General features: G+C 32.2%; 14 protein-coding genes. All 14 read left to right on the forward strand.

Annotated elements, in window-relative coordinates; all coding sequences use genetic code 11:
* Positions 1-421, forward strand: a 421-nt coding sequence (locus Q3287_RS09475) for a M20/M25/M40 family metallo-hydrolase (protein WP_407963975.1), incomplete at its 5' end; no start/stop codon positions are given.
* 15 nt (positions 422-436) lie between these two features.
* On the forward strand, positions 437-2,020 hold the full coding sequence (locus Q3287_RS09480; RefSeq protein ID WP_054277602.1) for an amidohydrolase family protein: 1,584 nt from the start codon (positions 437-439) through the stop codon (positions 2,018-2,020).
* Positions 2,021-2,047: 27 nt separating this feature from the next.
* The gene (gene ssnA / locus Q3287_RS09485; protein ID WP_407963976.1) at positions 2,048-3,376 is read left to right on the forward strand and encodes a putative aminohydrolase SsnA; all 1,329 of its coding nucleotides are present in this window, start codon (positions 2,048-2,050) and stop codon (positions 3,374-3,376) included.
* 100 nt (positions 3,377-3,476) lie between these two features.
* Positions 3,477-4,829, forward strand: coding sequence for a nucleobase:cation symporter-2 family protein (locus Q3287_RS09490; RefSeq protein ID WP_054277600.1), 1,353 nt, complete (start codon positions 3,477-3,479; stop codon positions 4,827-4,829).
* A 96-nt stretch (positions 4,830-4,925) separates the two neighbouring features.
* Positions 4,926-6,035, forward strand: a complete 1,110-nt coding sequence (locus Q3287_RS09495; protein ID WP_407963977.1) for a 4Fe-4S binding protein — start codon at positions 4,926-4,928, stop codon at positions 6,033-6,035.
* Positions 6,036-6,251: 216 nt separating this feature from the next.
* Positions 6,252-7,643: a dihydropyrimidinase gene (hydA, locus tag Q3287_RS09500; protein WP_054271655.1), complete on the forward strand. Its 1,392-nt coding sequence runs from the start codon at positions 6,252-6,254 to the stop codon at positions 7,641-7,643.
* Positions 7,637-10,198 carry a selenium-dependent xanthine dehydrogenase gene (gene xdh / locus Q3287_RS09505; RefSeq protein ID WP_407963978.1) on the forward strand — a complete coding sequence of 854 codons (2,562 nt, stop codon included), beginning with the start codon at positions 7,637-7,639 and terminating at the stop codon, positions 10,196-10,198. Before hydA ends, xdh begins: the two co-directional genes overlap by 7 nt.
* Before the next feature lie 151 nt (positions 10,199-10,349).
* Positions 10,350-11,696, forward strand: coding sequence for an RNA polymerase factor sigma-54 (rpoN, locus tag Q3287_RS09510; RefSeq protein ID WP_054277599.1), 1,347 nt, complete (start codon positions 10,350-10,352; stop codon positions 11,694-11,696).
* 449 nt (positions 11,697-12,145) lie between these two features.
* Positions 12,146-13,168, forward strand: a complete 1,023-nt coding sequence (locus tag Q3287_RS09515; RefSeq protein WP_054271652.1) for a sugar-binding transcriptional regulator — start codon at positions 12,146-12,148, stop codon at positions 13,166-13,168.
* A gap of 59 nt (positions 13,169-13,227) precedes the next feature.
* Complete coding sequence (gap, locus tag Q3287_RS09520; RefSeq protein WP_021385974.1) at positions 13,228-14,235, forward strand: type I glyceraldehyde-3-phosphate dehydrogenase; 1,008 nt, start codon at positions 13,228-13,230, stop codon at positions 14,233-14,235.
* A gap of 221 nt (positions 14,236-14,456) precedes the next feature.
* A complete protein-coding gene (locus Q3287_RS09525; protein WP_054271651.1) occupies positions 14,457-15,659 on the forward strand; it encodes a phosphoglycerate kinase in 1,203 nt (400 codons plus the stop codon).
* 25 nt (positions 15,660-15,684) lie between these two features.
* On the forward strand, positions 15,685-16,428 hold the full coding sequence (gene tpiA, locus Q3287_RS09530; RefSeq protein WP_054271650.1) for a triose-phosphate isomerase: 744 nt from the start codon (positions 15,685-15,687) through the stop codon (positions 16,426-16,428).
* A gap of 11 nt (positions 16,429-16,439) precedes the next feature.
* The gene (gpmI, locus tag Q3287_RS09535) at positions 16,440-17,969 is read left to right on the forward strand and encodes a 2,3-bisphosphoglycerate-independent phosphoglycerate mutase (protein WP_407963979.1); all 1,530 of its coding nucleotides are present in this window, start codon (positions 16,440-16,442) and stop codon (positions 17,967-17,969) included.
* A 339-nt stretch (positions 17,970-18,308) separates the two neighbouring features.
* Positions 18,309-19,601, forward strand: coding sequence for a phosphopyruvate hydratase (gene eno, locus Q3287_RS09540; protein WP_054271648.1), 1,293 nt, complete (start codon positions 18,309-18,311; stop codon positions 19,599-19,601).
* Positions 19,602-19,727 lie beyond the last annotated feature (126 nt).

Genomic DNA, 19,727 nt, shown 5'->3' on the forward strand with positions numbered 1-19,727 from the left:
GGTTGGTGAAACAAGAGAAGGAGTATTAGCTCCAATACAAGCATTATTAGATGAAATGATGAAAGAAGACCCAGAGTTAAATGCAAAAGTTTCTTATGCAGTTGAAAAAGCTGATTGTTACACAGGAAATACTATAGAAAGTGAAAGATTCTTCCCAGGTTGGTTATATGATGAAGAAGATGAATTTGTTCAAGCAGCATATAAAGGATTAAAAGAAGCTGGAATAGATTCAGAAATAACTCAATACTCATTCTGTACAAATGGAAGCCATTATGCAGGTGAGGCTGGAATAAGAACAATAGGATTTGGTCCTTCTAAAGAAAATCTTGCTCACACAATAGATGAGCATATAGAATTAGACCAATTATTCAAAGGTGCAGAAGGATATTATGGTATATTAAAATCAGTTTATAAAAAATAATTAGGAGATGGTTTTGTGAGAACTTTAATAAAACATGGGCTTATAGTAGATGGAAGTAAAACACCAGCATATGAAGGAGATATTTTAATAGAAAATGAGAAAATATTAAAAATATCACAGGATTTAAATGAAGAAGCTGACAAAGTTATAGATGCAAAAGGTAGAGTTATATGTCCAGGTTTCATAGATACTCATAGCCATTCAGACCTAGTGATTTTAGTTAATCCATATAATGAGGTAAAGATTAGACAGGGAATTACAACAGAAGTGTTGGGCCAAGATGGTATATCTATGGCCCCTCTACCTCAAGAACATATATCTTCTTGGAGAAAAAATTTAGCAGGCCTAGATGGTGAAAGTGATGAAATTGATTGGAAATATGAAACAACAGAGAATTATCTAAAAATGATGGATAACAATGGGGTAGGTTTAAATGAAACTTATCTAGTACCTCATGGAAACGTTAGAATGGAAGCAATGGGACTTGAAGATAGACCTGCCACTAAAGAAGAAATTCAAAAGATGTGTGAAATCACAGAGAGAGAATTAAAAGCAGGAGCTATAGGATTGTCTACTGGACTTATATATATACCTTGTGCATATTCATTGACAGAAGAAATTATAGAGATGTGTAAGGTTGTAGCAAAATATGATGGAGTATTTGTAGTTCACCAAAGAAGTGAAGCAGATACAATTTTAACATCAATGGAAGAAATCATAGAAATTGGAAAACAATCAGGAGTAAAAGTTCATTTTTCACACTTTAAGGTTTGTGGTAAATCAAATTGGAAGTATATACCTCAAGTTATAGAGCTTTTAGAAAAAGCTGAAAAAGAAGGAATAAGAGTATCTTTTGACCAGTATCCATATGCAGCAGGAAGTACAATGCTTGGAGTAGTTTTACCTCCTTGGGCACATTCTGGAGGAACTGATAAGTTAATAGAAAGACTAAGTGATGAAAACGAAAGAGCAAAAATGAAAAAAGATATAGCAAATGGAATAGAAGGTTGGGATAACTTTATAGAGTTTGCAGGGATAGACCAAATATTTGTAACAAGTGTAAAGACAGAAAAAAATAAAGACACAATTGGTAAGAGCTTGTTAGAAATTGGAGAAATGAGAGGAAAAGACCCATTAGATGCAACGTTTGATTTATTAAAAGAAGAAGAAAATGCAGTTGGAATGGTAGATTTCTATGGATTGGAAGAACATATAATAGGATTTATGAAAAGAGACGAGCAAAATGTATGTACAGATGGTCTTTTAGCAGGTAAACCACATCCAAGAGCATATGGTTCTTTCCCTAAAATACTAGGAAGATATGTTAGGGAGTTGAATGTACTAACAATTGAAGAAGCTGTCTATAAAATGACTAAAAAAGCAGCTACAAGCTTTAGTATAAAAGATAGAGGCGAATTAAAAGAAGGATATTTTGCAGATATAGTTATATTTGACAAGGATACAGTTAGTGGATGTGATGATTTTATCAATTCTATGCAGTACCCTACAGGTATAGATTATGTAATTATAAATGGAAATTGTGTTGTTGAAGAAGGAAAATACAATAAAATTAAAGCAGGAAAAGTACTTAAAAATTAAATCTTAGCTTTAAGGAGGAATAAATTTATGATTTTAGTGGGGAATGGGAGGCTAATAAGCCAAGATTCTTTAAATCCCTATATGGAAGATGGATGTGTAGTAATAAACGATAATCTAATTGAAGATATAGGTACTACAGAAGAAATGAAAGCTAAATATCCAGTACATGAATTTATAGATGCAGGCAAGAAGATAATCATGCCTGGTCTAATAAATTCACACATGCATATATACAGTTCATTTGCTAGAGGAATGGCAGTTCCAGGAAAACCTTCTGAGAATTTTTTAGAGATACTGAACAATTTATGGTGGAGACTTGATAAGCAACTTACACTAGAAGATACTAAGTACAGTGCATATGCAACGTATATAGAATGTATAAAAAATGGTGTGACAACAGTTTATGACCATCATGCAAGTCCAAATGCAATCGAAGGAAGTTTGTTTACAATATCAGATGTTGCAAAGGATTTGGGAATAAGAACATGCCTTTGCTATGAAGTATCTGATAGAGATGGTGGAGATACAATCCAACAAGGAATCAATGAAAACGTAAACTTTATAAAATATGCTCAAAAAGATGATACAGATATGATAAAAGGGATGTTTGGTCTTCATGCTGCATTTACACTATCTGATAATACATTAAATAAGTGTGCTTCAGAAATGGATGGTCTTGATACAGGGTATCATGTACATGTTGCTGAGGGTATAGATGATTTACAATACAATGTAGACAAATATGGAAAGAGAGTTTTAGAAAGATTTAATGATTTTGGAGTACTAAAGGAAAAGACTATAGCAGTTCATTGTATATATATAAGTACAGATGAAATTAGTCTTTTAAATAAAACGAATACATTTGTAGTTCATAATCCAGAATCTAATATGGGAAATGCAGTTGGATGCTCTCCAGCAATAGAGTTATTAAAAAGAGATGTTACAGTAGGTCTAGGAACTGATGGATATACTAGCGATATGTTTGAATCACTAAAAGTTGCCAATATAATTCACAAACATCACTTAAAAGACCCAAGAGTTGGATTTGGAGAGTCACAAACAATGTTATTCGATAACAATAGAAAAATAGCTAAAGCTTATTATAAAAATGACCTAGGAGTACTTAAAAAAGGTGCTTATGCAGATGTAATAGTAGTTGATTATATACCACATACTCCATTGACAGAAAATACAATAGGGGGACACACTATCTTTGGTATGAGTGGAAGAAGTGTAGATACAACTATTATAAATGGAAAAGTACTTATGAAAGATAGAAAGTTAGTAAACATAGACGAAGAAAGTATTTTAGCTAAAAGTAGAGAATTAAGCCAAAATCTATGGAATAGAATTTAAACATTGTAAAATATAACTTGGACAAAAATAGGAATTTAAATGAAATATATAGATAAAAAATATATGGAATAGAATATTAAATATAGAAGGGAGACCCAAAATGTCTCAAGATAAAAGCCCTAAAATAGCTCCAGTAGATGAAAGGTTACCCATATCCAAATCTTGGGTATTTTCACTACAGCACGTTTTGGCAATGTGTGCAGGAGCAGTAGCAGTTCCTATGATGATAGGAAGTGCTGCACGACTAGATCATGCTAGTATTGTTTTTTTAATAAATGCTTGCTTATTTATGGCAGGGATAGGAACACTCATACAAAGTGTTGGTATAGGAAATATTGTAGGTGCTAAAATACCAGTAATAGAAGGAACTAGTTTTGCCGCTGTGGCAGGTATGACAGCAATAGCCTCATCATATAGTGATTCTCAGGTTGCAATACAGACAGTATTTGGCTCTGTAATCGTAGCTGGATTGTTTTGTATATTACTTGCTCCAGTGTTTGAAAAATTAATAAGATTTTTCCCTAGTGTAGTTACTGGAACAGTTGTTATGGTAATAGGTATTTCACTATTTCCAGTTGGGATAAAGTGGATAACTGACAACAAATTGGAAGCGGTTGAACCAAACTCATTAGCATTAGCTTTGGCAGTATTGGCAATAACTTTACTTTCATTTAAATTCTTAAAAGGAATTTGGAATAGTACAGCTATATTGGTAGGTATAGTACTTGGTACACTACTTTCCATGGCAGTTGGAATGGCAGATTTTAGTGCAGTAAATGGAGTTGGTTGGCTTAACTTAAATGTACCTTTAAAATTTGGAATGCCTAGATTTGAACCATCTGCAATACTATCATTGTGCTTAATTATGTTAGTACTTATGACAGAATCAGTTGGTAATATGATAGCTATCCATGAGATGGTAGATAAAGAAGTAACAGGTAAAAATATCAAAAGAGGTCTATTTGGAGATGGAATATCTACAGCTTTATCTGGAATATTCAACTCATTCCCAATAACTCCATTTGGTCAAAATACAGGGATAGTAGGTCTTACAGGTATAAAATCAAGATTTATAGCAGTTTATGCAGGGGTTATATTGCTAGTACTTGGTTTCTTACCAAAATTTGCAGCAATAATAGGAGCAATACCTAAGCCTGTTCTTGGAGGAGTAGGGTTTGCAATGTTTGGAATGGTAATGGTTGGGGGAGTAAAAACTCTAAGTAAAGTAAAGTTTGATGGAACTAAAAATGGAGTTATAGTAGCAGTTAGTGTTGGTTTATCTATGATACCACTAACAAATCCTGCTTTCTATAATAATTTCCCAACTTGGGTACAAACAATATTCCATAGTGGAATAACAACAGGTAGTTTATCAGCAGTACTTTTAAATATATTCTTCAATGAATTAGGTTCTAAAAAAGAGAAGAATAATAAAGTTGAAGAAGCAAAATAGAAATAATATAAAAAGAAGATAAATAACAAATACAAATACAAATAAAAGAATATAAGCTAAATATTAAAAATATTTAATTAAGGGAGAGATAATAATATGGCTAATTTAAAAGTTAATTTATATGGAATGGAATTCTTAAATCCAATTATGACAGCAGCAGGTCCTGGAGCAAAAGATGGTGCTCTCTGTCAAGAAGCAGCAAAAGGTGGAGCAGGAGCTATATGTACAAAAACTATATCTGTATTACCAGCAGATGTACCAAGACCATGTATGGCAAAAACTAATAGTGGTTTCTTAAATACAGAATTATGGTCAGAGCTTCCAAAAGAACAATGGATAGAAGAAGAATACAAAAAAGTAAAAGAAACAGGACTTCCAGTAATAGTAAGTATGGGATATTCAGCAGAGCAAATAGCTGAGGTTGCTCCTTTAGTAAAACCTTATGCTGATGCAGTTGAATTATCTACTCATTATGTAGGTACAGATGTTGCTCCAATAGTAAATGCTTTAAAAGCAGCAAAAGCTGTTTTAGACGTACCAGTGTTTATGAAAATGAGTCCTCATACTGATATTCAAACTATTGCAAAAGCTGTTGAAGAAGCAGGAGCAGATGGACTTGTAATGATAAACTCATTTGGACCATGTATGGCTATAGATGTAAATACAGGATACCCTATAATGGGAAGTAAAGCTGGATATGGATGGTTATCAGGTGCACCAATAAGACCTTTAGCAATAAGATGTATATATGAAGCTTCTCAAGTTGTAAATATACCAATAATAGGTGTTGGTGGAATCACTTGTGGAAAAGATGTAGCTGAAATGATGATGGCTGGAGCAAGCGCTGTTCAAGTATGTACAGAAGCAATTCTTAAAGGGCCTTCTATCTATGGAAAAATTGCTAAAGAATTAAATGAATTTTTAGATGAAAACGGATATTCTGATGTTAATGAAATAAAAGGATTAACTCATAAGAAAATGGCAGCTAGAGGATTTAGAACTCATTCAGTAGCTCCAGTTGTAGATGATAGCAAGTGTATCAAATGTAAGCAATGTGTAACAAGCTGTGTATATGAAGCATTAGAAGTTACAGATAAATTAAATATAGATGCAGACAAATGTTTTGGATGTGGATTATGTGTAACTAGATGTCCAAAAGGAGCTTTAAGCATCTGCTACAATCAAGTAGAAGCTGTAAATGAATAATATTGTATAGAATTTTAATAATTAACTTAGAGTAATATGTACTGAAATGATAAATATATATGATTAGTAGACGAGCTATAGTAATAATCTAATATAAAGCAATATACAAAACTATTCTAGCACAGTTTAGGTGGTATAAGAGTTCTAGTAAAATTACTTTAAGTTAATTGCTTGAGATAAAATAAATTGATACGTTATAAGTAAGGTGGAGTCTATATGGGAATTGTTTTAAAAGGTGGGAAAGTAGTAACAAGTGAAAAAACTTACTGTGCAGATGTAAGAATAGAAGATGAAAAAATAGTCGATATAGGTTTTGATATATCAAAAGAAAATGATGAAATAGTCGATGTTAGTGATTCTTATGTTATACCAGGAGGTATAGATACACACACTCACTTTGACTTAGATACAGGGGTTACTAAAACAGCAGATAACTTTGAGACAGGAACAAAAGCTGCTATAGTTGGAGGAACTACTACTATATTGGATTTTGCTACACAAGCTAAGGGATGTTCTTTAAGAGAAGGATTAGAAGAATGGCATGAAAAAGCCAAAGATAAATCTTACTCAGATTATGGTTTTCACATGGCTATAACAGACTGGAATGACTCAGTTTGTAATGAAATGGAAGATATGGTAAAAGAGGGTGTATCTTCATTTAAATTGTATATGGCATATAAAGGAAGTCTCCAAGTTGATGATGGTGTCATATTTGAAGCCTTGAGAAAAGCAGAAGAGATAGGTGGAATTATTGGATTCCATTGTGAAAATGGGGATATAATATGTGAACTTGTGGATAAAGCGAGGGCAGAAAATAATTTGTCTCCAAAATATCATCAATTAACTAGACCAGCTATACTCGAGGCAGAAGCTACATCAAGGCTTATGAAGATAGCTGAAGTTGCAAATTCTAAGGTGTATGTAGTTCATCTAAGTTGCAAAGAATCCTTGGATGAAGTTTTAAAAGCTAAGCAAAGAGGTGTGGATGTAATAGTTGAAACTTGTCCTCAGTACCTTCTATTAAATGATAAATTGTATGATTTAGATGGATTTGAAAGTGCTAAATATGTTATGTCACCACCTTTAAGAGATAAAGAAAATAATGAAATATTATGGAATGCTATTTCAGATAGTCAAATAGATACTATAGGAACAGACCATTGTTCTTTTAATTATAGGGGACAAAAGGAGCTTGGAATAAACGATTTCAGCAAGATACCAAATGGTTCTCCAGGTGTAGAACATAGGATGAGTCTTTTATACACATATGGAGTATGTAAAAATAAAATATCTATTAACAAAATGGTAGAAGTAACATCAACTAATGCAGCAAAATTATTTGGAATGTATCCTAGCAAAGGAACTATAGAAATAGGTAGTGATGCAGATATATTAGTCTTAAATCCAAACAAGAAAACTAAAATAGAAGCAAAGAAACAATTGCAAAATGTAGATTATACACCTTATGAAGGGTATGAAGTGGATTGTCAAATAGAACATGTTTATTTAAGAGGAAAAGAAGTAGTTAAAGAGGGAGAGTTAATCTGTAATACTCCAAGTGGGAAATATATAAAGAGGCGTCTAACAAAGGGGGCTAGAGAATGGTAGAATTTATATTAAATGGAAAGAAAGTTGTTGCAAAAGAAGGAAAAAAGCTTTTGGACTTCCTTAGAGAAGATATGAATATAACTTCAGTTAAAAATGGGTGCTCAGAAGGTGCTTGTGGAACATGTATGGTTATAATAGATGGCAAAGCAACTAAAGCATGTGTATTTAAAACTGATAAATTAGCTGGAAAAAACATAACGACTATAGAGGGATTATCAGAAAGAGAAAGAGATGTTTTTGCATATTCTTTTGCTAGCCAAGGAGCTGTACAATGTGGATTTTGTATTCCAGGTATGGTAATTAGTTCAAAAGCACTCATAGACGTTAACGATAATCCTACTGAAGAGGATATAAAGAAAGCTTTAAAAGGTAATATATGTAGATGTACAGGATATGTAAAAATAATTAAAGCTGTCGATTTAGCAGCAAAGATTTTTAGAGAAGATATAGATGTACCAAAAGTAAACTGTAAAGGTCTAGTAGGTGAAAATCTTCCTAGAGTTGATGCAGTAGGTAAAGCACTTGGATATTCTGAATATGTAGATGATATGAGAATTGAGGGTATGATTTATGGTTCAGCAGTTAGAGCAAAATATCCTAGAGCTTTAGTCAAAAAAATAGATATAGAAGAAGCAAAAGCCTATCCAGGAGTTGTTGCAGTGTTAACAGCTAAAGATATTCCAGGAACTATAAAAGTAGGTCACCTAAAGAAGGATTGGGACACTTTAATACCAGAAGGTGAAATAACTAGATATTTAGGTGATGGAATAGTCTTAGTAGCAGCAGAAACTAGAGAAGCATTAGAAGAAGCAAAAAAGCTAGTTAAAATAGATTATGAAGAATTAACACCATTAAGTACTACAGCAGATGCTCTTAGAGAGGATGCTCCAAAGATACATGAGACAGGTAATATACTTGTTAAGGAACATTTAGTAAGAGGAAACGCTGAAGAAAAGATAGAAAATTCAAAATATGTTGTAACTAAAAGATATACTACACCTGCTACAGAACATGCATTTTTAGAGCCTGAGTGTGCAGTAGCTGGTCCTTATGAAGAAGATGGAGTAATAATCTATTCAACAGACCAAGGAGTATTTGCTACTCAGCATGAATGTGCAGACATGTTAGGGTTACCACATGAAAAAGTAAGAGTGATAAATAAAATGGTAGGTGGAGGATTTGGTGGAAAAGAAGATATGAGCGTTCAACACCATGCAGCCTTACTTGCTTATCATACGAAAAGATTTGTAAAGGTACAGTTAACAAGAAAAGAAAGTATTATTGTTCATCCAAAACGACATGCCACAGAAATGGAATTTACGACAGCATGTGATGAAAATGGATATTTAACAGGGATGAAAGCAACTATAATATCTGATACAGGTGCATATGCATCTCTTGGAGGTCCAGTACTACAAAGATTGTGTACTCATGCAGCAGGACCATATAATTATCAAGATATTGATATAACAGGAACGGCAGTATATACTAATAATCCTCCTGGTGGAGCATTTAGAGGTTTTGGAGTTACACAGAGTTGTTTTGCAACAGAATGTAACCTAAATTTACTTGCTGAAATGGCAGGCATATCACCTTGGGAAATAAGATATAAGAATGCAATAAGACCTGGGCAAGTTTTACCAAATGGTCAATTTGCAGATGAAGGAACAGCAATGGCAGAAACGCTAGAAGCTGTGAAAGAAGAGTATGAGAAGCACCCACGTGCAGGTATAGCTTGTGCAATGAAAAATAGTGGAGTTGGCGTTGGTATACCTGATGTTGGAAGATGCAGATTAGTAATAAAAGATGGAAGAGTTCATATAAGAACAAGTGCTTCTTGTATAGGTCAAGGTCTTGGTACTGTTATGACTCAAGTAGTTTGTGAAGCTACTGGTTTACCACCTGAAAGTATAGTGCATGAAGTTCCAGATACTCATCTTACACCAGATTCTGGTAATACTACTGCTTCAAGACAGACAGTATTTACAGGAGAAGCTACTAAAGTTGCATCAAATAAATTAAAAGAAGTTTTAGAATTTGGTAAAACTTTACATGAGCTAGAAGGAGAAGAGTTTTACGGAGAATATTCAAGTGTTACAGATAAAATGGGTTGTGATAAGGAAAATCCAGTAAGCCATGTCGCTTATGGGTATGCGACACAAGTTGTAATGCTAGATGAAAATGGAAAATTGGAAAAAGTAGTGGCAGCGCATGACGTTGGAAGAGCTATAAATCCAATCAGTTTAGAAGGACAAATAGAAGGTGGAGTAGTTATGGGTCTTGGATACGCTCTAACTGAGGATTACCCAGTAGTTAACTCTGTACCTACAGCTAAATTTGGTACATTAGGTTTATTTAAGTCTACAGATATACCAGAAATACAAGCTGTGATAGTTGAAAAGAACAAAGATTTACTGGCTTATGGAGCAAAAGGTGTAGGAGAAATTTGTACAGTTCCTACTGCACCAGCAGTACAAAATGCTTATTATGTATTTGATAAAGAGTTTAGAACTGAACTACCATTACAAAATACTCCATATAGCAAAAAAAAGTAACAAAAAAAAGAAATATTAAATAAAAAAATAGATGAAATTGTAAATAAAAAAAACCCTTTTGCATAAGGTATATTTTAAATGATAGAATATACATATACAGGAGGGTTTTTCTTTTATAAAATAAGTTTAATAAAATTGAGAGGTGAGCAGAATGAATTTTAATAATAGTCTAGAATTAACTCAGTCTCAGAAGCTAATAATGACTACACAACTCAAGCAATCATTATCAATATTAAATATGAGTAAGTTAGAATTAGAAGAAGAGATTAAAAGAGAGGCAGAGAATAACCCATTAGTTGAAGTTGAAAAAAGTGGGGAAATAAATTGGGAAGAATATATAAAGGATATGGACAAGTCAAGACGTTTAGACAGAACAGAGATAAGCTATAATCCTGATAATGAAGTTAATCTAGAAAATTTAGTTAAATATTCGTCAAATTTATATGAGGATTTGAAATTTCAAATAAGCTTATATAAACTTACAGATAAAGAATTGGAAGTCTGTGAGTATATAATTGACAGTTTAGATGAGGATGGATATTTAAGAACTGAGGAAAAAGTAATTGTTGATACTTTAAAGATAGATGAGGAACTTTTTGAAAAATGTTTGATTAGTGTTCAGCAGTTGGAACCTAGTGGAGTAGGAGCAAGAAGTCTTTCAGAATGTCTTATGATTCAAATGGCAAGTTTAGGAATATATAATGAAATTTTAGAGGAAATCGTTACAAAAGACTTAAATTTGATTGCAAATAATAAATACAAAGAGATAAGTAAAAAATACAATATGTCACTACAAAAGTGTGTTGAACTAATAAATATAATTAAAACATTAGACCCAAAACCAGGAAGAACTTGCTCAGTAGAAAAAAGTGTGTACATTCAACCCGATGTAACTGTAGAAAAAATTGATGATGAATTTATTGTATATTTAAATGAAAAAGATTCTTATCAGATAAGAATCAATAATTATTATAAAGACATATTAAAAAATTCACAGTCTGATGAAAGTGCAAAGGAATTTATAAAAGAAAGACTAAATTCAGCAACAGGACTTATGAAAAATATAGAAAGTAGGAAAACTACTGTACTTAAGATTGCAGAAGAAATAGTAAAAGCTCAAGATGAATTTTTGAGAAAAGGGACAAAATATATAAAACCTTTAAAAATGAAAGACATAGCAGAAAAATTGGAATTCCATGAATCTACTATAAGTAGAGGTGTAAATGGTAAATATATGCTGACACCTTTTGGTGTGTATGAATTTAGATATTTCTTTAGTAGTGCCATTGAAACTGAGAATAATGAAATGGCATCTAGTACAAGCATAAAAAAAATTATAAAGGAAACAATAAAAGACGAAAATAAAAAGAAACCTTTAAGTGATGACCATATATCTAAGCTGCTAAAAGAAAAAGGAATCAATGTTGCAAGAAGAACAGTTGCCAAATATCGTGAAGAATTAGGAATTTTATCTTCAAGTAAGAGAAAAGAATACTAATAAGTAAAATACAAATATCAGTAGAACAAGGGGAAAAGGCTAATTAAAAGGGGAATGAAAATTAGGCTAAAAATGTTATGAAATAAAATACTAAAAAAATAGAAAACATAATTTAAATAAAAGTTTGGAAAGAATGATTAAATATTAGAACAAGAAGAATACTGGTATAAATAAAATATTATTAAATTTAATAATTACAAAAGGAAAAACACATAGAGTATAAATAAGACAAAAATATAAAAACATATATAAAAAACCTTATATAAAAAGAAAAAATACTGTACTTTGAAAATGGTGGAGAAATATTCTACAAAACAAAAAAATAAAAAAGTTTTTGAAAAACTATTGAAATCTATACGCAAATCCTATAAAATAAAAATATCTTGTGGGACTTAAATAAACACTAGGGACACAAAAAGTCCCGAAAGGAAAGTAATAAGGAGTATGTTATGAAGAACTTATTAGAAATTCAAAAGAAATTAATTCCACAGGCAATTGAACTTATGGAAAGAAGATACTCTATTTTAAGACAAATATCTTTAAGCGAGCCAATAGGTAGAAGAACCTTATCAAATGTATTAGAAATTAGTGAAAGAATAATTAGGTCAGAGACAGAGTTTTTAAAAGAGCAAGGGCTTATAGATGTGGCTGTATCTGGAATGACCATCACTAAAGAAGGTTCAGATTTGTTAGACAAACTTAAAGACATCATGAGTGACATCATGGGATTGTCTAAGTTACAAGATAGAGTTAGAGAAAAGCTTGGAATAAAAAAGGTAATACTAGTTCCTGGAAGCTGTGATGAAAATGGAAGTTTACTAAAAGATGTAACTCGATATGGATGTGAGTATTTCTTAAACATCTTGAAAGATGGAGATATTGTTTCAATAACTGGTGGAAGCACTATGTTGGAGTTTTCAAACGTTATTAAAACTGATAAGAGATACCCAAACTCTACAATAGTACCAGCTAGAGGAAGTATGGGAACTGATGTAGAGATGCAATCTAATAACATAGTTGCTTCAGTAAGTAAGAAGTTACATTCTAATTGCAAACTTTTACATATACCAGATGAGTTGGATGAAAGTGCAATGAAAACTCTTAGCCAAGTGCCAGAGATTAAGACAACTTTGGAGTATATTAAAAGAACAGACATTTTAGTTTTTAGTATAGGTAGAGCAGATGTCATGGCAAAGAGAAGAAAACTTCCAGAAGATAAGGTTGATGAGATATTATCTAAAAATGCAGTTGGAGAAGCATTTGGATATTATTTCAATAAAGATGGAGAAATAGTTTATAAATTGAATACTGTTGGAATTGATTTGGAGACAGTTAAACAAGTAAAAGAAACTATTGCAATCTTTGCAGGTACTGAAAAAGTAGAAGCCTTATTAGCCATATCGAATATGCATAAAAACATGGTTCTTGTAACAGATGAAGAAAGTGCTTATAAGATATTGTCATTATTATAAAAGTCAAGACCTAGCACAGAGCTAGAAAACATACATTTACTTTATAGGAGGTAGCGAAAATGGTTAAAGTAGCTATAAATGGATTTGGAAGAATAGGAAGATTAGCATTAAGAAAAATGATGGAGCAACAAGATATGTTCGAGGTTGTTGCAATAAACGACTTAACAGACGCTAAAATGTTAGCTCATTTATTTAAATATGATACAGCTCAAGGAAGATTTAATGGAGAGATAGAAGTTAAAGAAGGTGCTTTTGTAGTAAACGGAAAAGAAATAAAAGTAACAGCAGAAAGAAATCCTGCTGACCTACCATGGGCTGAACTAGGAGTAGATATAGTATTAGAATGTACAGGATTCTTTACATCTAAAGATAAAGCTGAAGCTCATATACAAGCAGGAGCTAAAAAAGTTGTTATATCTGCACCAGCTACTGGAGATTTAAAAACAATAGTATTCAACACAAACAGTGACATATTAGATGGTTCTGAAACAGTTATATCAGGAGCTTCTTGTACAACTAACTGTTTAGCTCCAATGGCTAAAGTATTAAACGACAAATACGGTATAGAAAAAGGATTAATGACTACTATACATGCATACACTAATGACCAAAACACTTTAGATGGTCCTCATCCAAAAGGTGACTTAAGAAGAGCTAGAGCTGCTGCTGGAAACATAGTTCCAAACACTACAGGAGCTGCAAAAGCAATCGGTCTAGTAATACCTTCATTAAAAGGAAAATTAGATGGTGCAGCACAAAGAGTACCAGTTGTAACTGGTTCAATAACTGAATTAGTTTGTACATTAGGAAAAAATGTTACAGTTGAAGAAATAAATGCAGCTATGAAAGAAGCTTCAAACGAATCTTTCGGATACACTGAAGAAATGTTAGTATCTTCTGACATAATCGGAATAAGCTACGGTTCATTATTTGACGCTACTCAAACAAAAGTTATGGAAGTAGATGGAAAGCAATTAGTTAAAGTTGTTTCTTGGTATGATAATGAAATGTCTTATACTTCTCAATTAATAAGAACTTTAGGATACTTTGCACAATTAGCAAAATAGTCAGCTTTGAGAAAATAGAAAAGTAGATTGACAAAGTCCGAGTTTGTAGTTTAATACTACGGACTCAGGACTTTTTTTAAGAAAAAATATATAAAATACACCTAAATAATGTTACATACTATATATAAAAATATGATAATATGATATATTTAATAGGGTAAAAGTATGTACTATATTATACTTGGCAATAAAAAATTACTTTATTAAAAGGAGAGATATTTATGTCAATGCTTAACAAAAAAACTATAGAAGATATTGATGTGTGCGGAAAAAAAGTATTAGTGAGATGTGACTTTAATGTGCCATTACAAGATGGTGTAATTACTGATGAAAATAGATTGAACGGAGCTTTACCAACGATTCAATATTTGATTTCTAAAGGAGCAAAAGTTATATTATGCTCTCATTTAGGAAAACCAAAGGGAGAAGCTAAACCAGAATTATCTTTAGCACCAGTTGCAAAGAGATTATCTGAAATGTTAGGTAAAGAAGTGGTATTTGCAGCGGACGATAATGTTGTAGGAGAAAATGCAAAAAAAGCTACTGAGAACATGGAAAACGGAGATGTAGTATTATTAGAGAATACTAGATATAGAAAAGAAGAAACTAAAAACGAAGAAAACTACTCTAAAGAATTAGCTTCACTTGCTGAAATATTTGTAAATGATGCATTTGGAACTGCTCATAGAGCGCACTGTTCAACAGTTGGAGCGGGAGAATTTTTACAAGAGAGAGTTTGCGGATACTTAATCCAAAAAGAATTAAAATTCTTAGGAGAAGCTGTTGCAAATCCAGTGAGACCATTTACGGCTATACTTGGAGGAGCTAAGGTTTCTGATAAATTAGCTGTTATAAATGAATTATTAGAAAAAGTTGATAACCTAATAATAGGTGGAGGAATGGCTTATACATTCTTAAAAGCTCAAGGTTATGAAGTAGGAACATCTCTACTTGAAATAGATAAGGTAGAATATGCAAAAGAAATGATGGAGAAAGCTAAAAATAAAGGGGTTAATTTACTATTACCAGTAGATGTTGTTATGGCAGACCACTTTGCACCAGATGCAACTCCAATAGTAACAGAAGATGCTAATGTAAAAGAAGATTATATGGGATTAGACATGGGACCTAAGACTATAGCAAACTTTGTAAAAACTATAAAAGAATCAAAAACTGTAGTATGGAATGGACCAATGGGAGTGTTTGAATTTGAGAACTTTGCAAATGGAACATTATCAGTAGCTAAGGCTATGGCAGAGTTAACTGATGCGACTACTGTAATTGGTGGTGGAGATAGTGCAGCTGCAGTTAATCAATTAGGATTTGGTGATAAGATGACTCACGTATCAACAGGTGGTGGAGCATCACTAGAATTTTTAGAAGGTAAAGAATTACCAGGTATTGCAGCATTAGATAATAAATAAACTAATATATAGAGGAGATTGTAAAATGAGAAAACCTATAATTGCAGGAAACTGGAAAATGCATAAAACAATAAAAGAAGCTTTAGAATTTGTAAATGAAGTAAAAGATAAAGTGAATTCTGATAAAGTAGAAGCTGTTATATGTGCACCATTTACTTTATTAAAGGATTTAAAAGAAGCTACTAAGGGTACAAATATAAAGATAGGTGCTCAAAATATGCACTTTGAAGAAAAGGGAGCATTTACAGGAGAAGTTTCACCTCTTATGTTAAAAGAAATAGATATGGACTATGTTGTAATAGGACATTCAGAAAGAAGACAATACTTCAATGAAACTGATGAAACTGTAAATAAAAAAGTTTTAAAAGCTTTAGAAGTAGAGATAGACCCAATACTATGCGTTGGAGAAACTTTAGAGCAAAGAGAAGCTGGAAAAACTAAAGATGTTTGTAAAGTTCAAGTTGAAAAAGCTTTAGAAAATGTTCTTAAAGATGATTTAGCAAAAGTAGTCGTTGCATATGAGCCAATCTGGGCTATTGGAACTGGTAAAACTGCAACTGCTGAAGATGCTAATGATGTTATATCATATATAAGAGAAGTTATAAAAGGATTATATGGAGAATTAGCTAATGAAGTTAGAATACAATATGGTGGAAGTGTTAAACCTTCAAATGTAGCTGAAATAATGGGTCAAAGTGATATAGATGGAGCTTTAGTAGGTGGAGCTAGTTTAGCTAGTAATGACTACCTAGACCTTGTTAATTTCTAAGGAGTGAAATGATGAAAAAACCAGTTGCTTTAATTATTATGGACGGGTTTGGATATAATAAGGATGTTAATGGAAATGCAATTGCTAAGTCCAAAACTCCTAACTTAGATAAAATAATGAAAGAGTATCCAAACACATTGATAAATGCTAGTGGTCTTGATGTTGGTTTACCTGATGGTCAAATGGGAAATTCAGAAGTTGGTCATACTAATATAGGTGCAGGTAGAATTGTGTATCAGGATTTAACTAGAATAACAAAATCTATAAAAGATGGTGACTTTTTTAATAATGAAGTTTTATGTGAAGCTATGGATAATGCAAAAGAGCATTCTCTTCATGTAATGGGACTTTTGTCTGATGGAGGAGTACATTCACATATAGACCATCTTAAAGCTATAATCAAAATGGCAAAAGATAAAGGTATAAAAAAGGTGTATGTTCATGCATTTACTGATGGTAGAGACACTGACCCTCAGAGTGCACTTGAATATGCTAAAGAAGTACAAGCTAGTATGGATGAAATTGGAGTAGGAGAATTTGCTACAGTTTCTGGTAGATATTATGCTATGGATAGAGATAAGAGATGGGAAAGAGTAGAGCTTGCATACAATGCTATGGTTAGAGGTATTGGTGAAAAAGCAACTTCTATTGAGGAAGCTATTCAAAACTCTTATGACAATGGAAAAAATGATGAGTTTATAATGCCAACAGTTATTATGAAAGATGATAAGGCAGTTGGAAGTATAAAGGAAAATGATTCAATTATATTCTTTAACTTTAGACCAGATAGAGCTAGACAAATAACTAGAGCTCTAGTTTGTGAAGAGTTTGATGGATTTAAAAGAGAAGATATTAAAAACTTCTTTGTGTGCTTAACAGAGTACGATATAACTATAAAAAACGTGCATATAGCATTTGGGCCTCAATCTTTAGCTAATACTCTAGGTGAGTATCTAGCTAACAATGGAAAGACTCAACTTAGAGCTGCTGAAACTGAAAAGTATGCACATGTAACTTTCTTCTTCAATGGTGGAGTAGAAGAACCAAATAAAGGCGAAGAAAGATTATTGATACCTTCTCCAAAGGTTGCAACTTATGATTTACAACCAGAAATGTCAGCATATGAATTGACAGATAAAGCTTTGGAGAAATTAGGAGAAGATAAGTTTGACTTTATAGTGTTAAACTTTGCAAACCCTGATATGGTAGGTCACACAGGAAGTGTAGAGGCGGCTATAAAAGCTGTTGAGACTGTGGATACTTGTGTAGGAAAATTAATAGATAGAATAGTAGAATTAGGTGGAAGTGCAATAATAACTGCTGACCACGGAAATGCTGAATATATGTTAGACCCAGAAACAGGAAAGACTGTAACAGCTCATTCTATTAATCCAGTACCATTTATTGTAGTTGGTCAAGAATTTGAAAGTGCAAAGTTATTGGATGGAGGAAGATTGTCCGATATAGCACCAACTGTTTTAGATATGATGAAGTTAGAAAAACCAGAAGAAATGACTGGTCATTCACTTATCTCAAGATAATTAACTCTGATAAGTAGAAAAGAAAATATAAATATAAGCAAAAATTTTAGAATCATTAGTTGTACATTTTATGTTTAATGTTTTAAATCTAGTTATAATGTTATGTATTAAAGGTTACTTTTGAATTTTAGTCAAGTTTTTTAATACTATATAAGTTAAAATATTATAAAAAATAAAATAAAAATAGGAACTTTTACAAATTTACCCATCAAATAAATTTGTACCTAATTTTCAAAAAAGTCTTTATGTACTATAATATAAAAAGTAGAGTAAAATAGTAGACGTAAGTTTACATCAAATGAAAATTTAACTAATAGAAAATCGAAGGGAGATATACAAATGTCAGTTATTGAATTAGTATATGCTAGAGAAGTATTAGACTCAAGAGGAAATCCAACTGTAGAAGTTGAAGTAGTATTAGAAGATGGAGCGATGGGAAGAGCAATAGTTCCATCAGGAGCATCTACAGGAGCTTTTGAAGCTGTTGAATTAAGAGATGGAGATAAAGACAGATACTTAGGAAAAGGTGTAGAAATAGCTGTTGCTAACGTAAATGAAATAATAGCACCAGAAATAGAAGGAATGGATGCATTTGACCAACCAGCTATAGATGCAATAATGATAGAGTTAGATGGAACTCCAAACAAAGGAAAATTAGGAGCTAATGCTATATTAGGTGTTTCAATGGCAGTAGCTAGAGCAGCTGCTGATGAAATAGGTCTTCCATTATTCCAATATTTAGGTGGAGTAAATGCTAAGCAATTACCTGTTCCAATGATGAACATATTAAATGGTGGAGAGCATGCTGATAATAACGTTGATGTTCAAGAGTTCATGATATTACCAGTAGGTGCTTGTTGCTTTAAAGAAGGTTTAAGAATGGGTGCAGAAGTATTCCATTCATTAAAGAAAGTTTTAGGAGAAAAAGGATTAGCTTGTGGTGTTGGTGACGAAGGTGGATTTGCTCCAAACTTAGGTTCAAACAGAGAAGCTTTAGAATTAATAGTTGAAGCTATAACAAAAGCTGGATATAAGCCAGGGGAAGATGTTATGTTAGGACTTGACGTTGCTGCTACAGAAATGTACAACAAAGATACTAAAAAATATGTTTTAGCAGGAGAAGGAAAAGAGTTAACTGCTGCTGAAATGGTTGCTTTATATGAAGATTGGTCAAACAACTTCCCAATAATAACTATAGAAGATGGTTTAGATGAAGAAGATTGGGATGGATGGAAATTATTAACTGAAAAATTAGGAAATAAATTACAATTAGTTGGTGACGACTTATTTGTTACTAATACAGAGAGATTAGAAAAAGGAATTGAAAATGGAGTAGCTAACTCTATATTAGTTAAAGTTAACCAAATAGGTACAATAACTGAGACTTTAGATGCTATAGAAATGGCTAAGAGAGCAGGATATACTGCTGTTATATCTCATAGATCAGGAGAAACTGAAGATTCTACTATAGCAGATTTAGCTGTTGCAGTAAACGCTGGTCAAATAAAAACTGGTGCTCCATCAAGAACTGATAGAGTTGCTAAGTACAACCAATTATTAAGAATAGAAGAAATGGTTGGAGAGCAAGCTAGATACTGTGGATTAAAATCTTTCTATAATTTAAAAAAATAGTTATTGAAGATTAAAAATATGGTATTAAAGATTAAAAATATGGTATTAAAGATTAAAAAGATAACATAAAAGATAAAAATTCATCTTATAAGGGATAAGTGATAGTTGATTTTTCAATTCACTTAT

Source organism: Clostridioides sp. GD02404 (assembly GCF_045898275.1).
In the GTDB taxonomy this organism is placed as follows: domain Bacteria; phylum Bacillota; class Clostridia; order Peptostreptococcales; family Peptostreptococcaceae; genus Clostridioides; species Clostridioides difficile_A.